This is a genomic window from Streptomyces sp. Ncost-T10-10d, assembly GCF_900091955.1.
In the GTDB taxonomy this organism is placed as follows: Bacteria; Actinomycetota; Actinomycetes; order Streptomycetales; family Streptomycetaceae; genus Streptomyces.
Genome location: NZ_FMDF01000164.1, coordinates 1 through 2,552, shown reverse-complemented (window position 1 = coordinate 2,552; position 2,552 = coordinate 1). Strand labels below are relative to the sequence as shown.

Below are 2,552 nucleotides of genomic sequence, written 5' to 3'. Positions count from 1 at the left end.
GTGGCCGCGTCGGCCGCGGTACGGGCCCGGCCGGCAGCCGCCTCGGCGTCGTCAGCGTGCCGGTCGGCCTCATCGGCAGCCGCCCGCGCGGCATCCGCCGCGTCCCCCGCTTCCAGAGATTCGGCGTAGGCCTCTTTGGCGTCGGCCTTGGCGCGCGCCGCGTCCGCCTTCTGCTCGGCGTCCCACGCGTCGTCGCGCAGTTCCCTGGCACGATCCCGGGCGGTCTCGGCGTCCTTCTTCCGGGCGACCGCTGTGGCCTCCGACATCTCGGCCCTGCCCTTGGCTGCCTCGGCGTTGGCCGCTTCGGCTTCCGCGGTCTGCCGGTGCCGGGCCGCCTCCGACTTCTTGAGGTCGGCGGTCTCCTTCTCCTTCTTCGCCGTGGCCTCTTCGGCCTCGGCCTTCAGCCGCTTGGCGTGCGCCTCAGCCGCCGCCGCCTTCGCGTCCGCCTCCGCGACCAGGGACTCGGCAAGCTTGGCCTCGGCCAGCTCCTTGTCCTTCTTGGCGTTGTCACGGTGCAGCTTGGCCGCGTCCGCAGCCGCCTTGGCCTGCAGTTCGGCCCGGTAGGCCGCCTGCTTACGGAACTCCGCCTTGGACTGCGCGGCCTGCGCCAGCGCCCGCTGGGCGATCGTGGCGCTGTCCGCGGCAGCCGCCCGGGTGGCCGCCTCGGCGGTCTCGCCGGCCTTCACCAGCGCCGCGACCGCGGCCGCTGCTCCCTGCGTGACCTGCGCCTTCTGCTGGCCTACCAGCAGACCGCGGCCCCGCGGCGCCCCGTTGGCGTCCGCGATCGCGTACGCCGCCTGTTCGGCGGTGGCGCTGGCGGTCTGGGCAGCCGTCGCGGCCGTCGCCTGGCGCTTGAGCTCGGCCAGCTCGGCCACCGCTCCCGCGCGCGCGGCGCTCAGCCGCTGCGACGCCTTGGTGAACTCCGTCGACGGCGGAACGCTGCCGTTGTGCTCGGAGACCTTGAACAGCACCTTCTGCGTGGCAGCGTCGCTGCAGGCGGCCGCGAGCACGTCCTGTCCGGCGTTGTAAATGGGGCTCAGGCACTTGTTCGCCCCCAGGTTCTGCAGGGCGGCTTCGGCCCGGACGCTGAACTTCCACGCCTGCATGGGCGTGCCGTTGCAGGTCCAGATCTGGATCTTCGTCTGGTTGGTGGCGACGTCGAGGCACTTCTGCGAGTTCACGTTCTGCAGGCTGTAGCCCTCGCCGTAGTCCCCGTTGACCCTCCACTGCTGGGCGGCCGCCGTGGAGCAGGCGACGACCTCGACAGGCGTGCCGTTCGCGGTGCCGGAACCCTGCACGCCCAGGCACTTGCCGGTCGCGCCCGGGAAAGTCGCGCCCAGGATCTTGACGGCCATCGGGGAGGTGCCGACCCAACCGATGCCGCCCGAGGACCAGTAGTCCTGCCAGCGGGTGATGTGGTCGGCGACCCACGAGTGGCCGAGCATCTTGCCCATCGACTCGGAGGCCACGGTCAGCGCCTGGACGGCGTTCTTGTTCGCGGTCAGGATGTCGTTGCGCTTGGCAGCCTGCGAGCCGATCTCCTGCTGCCACTCCGCCCCGGCGGTCGCGGAGACCTCGCCCAGGACCTTCTCCGGATCCATCGGATCACGCCACGCACAGGCGGCGAACCGGGACTTGAGGTCCTCGACCGCGACCCGGTGCTCGGCGGTACCCGGCACCGGTGCCTTGTTCGGGAAGCCGCCCGAGCTCAGGAAGAGTCGGGCGTTGTCCGCGCCGGTCGGCTCCAGGCTCCAGTTCGTCAGGCGCTTGTAGGCGTCCCGCAGGGCGACCTGTCGGTTCCAGTCCGGCAGGGACGGATTGGGGTCGCTGCCGTACAGCGGCTGTCCCAGAGCCTTGACCGCCGCGACGGTCTCCGCGTCGGCCGGCGGAGTCGCGTCCTCGTAGAAGTCGCTCTCGTCCTTCCAGAACCGGTCGGCGATCCACGCCGTGAGGCCGGTCTGGGAGTGGAAGTCCTCACCATCGTCACCGCTTGTCCCGGGCGGCCACTCGAAGTCGGCGACGGAACCGAAGCCGCCGGGCGTCTCGAGCCCGGATATCTTCCAGCTGTCGTGGAGCGCGTCGAGCCGGTTCAGCTCAGCGAGCGCGGCATCCCGGTCCGACTTGTACGCGGTGGCGAGCGGAGTGTTCTCCCAGTAGTCCCGGTCGGCCAGCTCCCGCAGCCGCTCCGGACTCTGGTTGAGCCCGTCCTTCGCGGTGGCGGCCATGGCCGGCCCGCCCAGCCGCAGTACGTCGCTCATCAGGCACTGGTCCTGCCGCAACTGCTCAGCGGGGGTGTCCTCGTACCAGTCGTAGTCGGCGGCCAACTCGGTCGGCGGTGCCGTGTACTCGTCGCTCACACCCACCCCGGCCAGTAGGGCCATGGCGAGTAACGGCGGCAGCAGACGGCCGGTCAAGCGGGGGAGTCGAAGCAGGGGTCTGGGAGACCCCGGGGGTCTGGAGCGCAATGGAATACCACTTCTGGTCAGGGAGCCGACCGAAGGATGCGGCGGGGCCGGCATGACTCAGCGGCCTCGCGCCCTCGAACCTGACGG

At 71.2% G+C, this 2,552-nt stretch carries 1 protein-coding gene; it reads right to left on the bottom strand.

Annotated elements, in window-relative coordinates:
- Positions 1-2,381: RICIN domain-containing protein (locus tag GA0115254_RS29410; RefSeq protein WP_141720938.1), on the bottom strand; the 2,381-nt coding region annotated here is incomplete at its 3' end.
- Positions 2,382-2,552 lie beyond the last annotated feature (171 nt).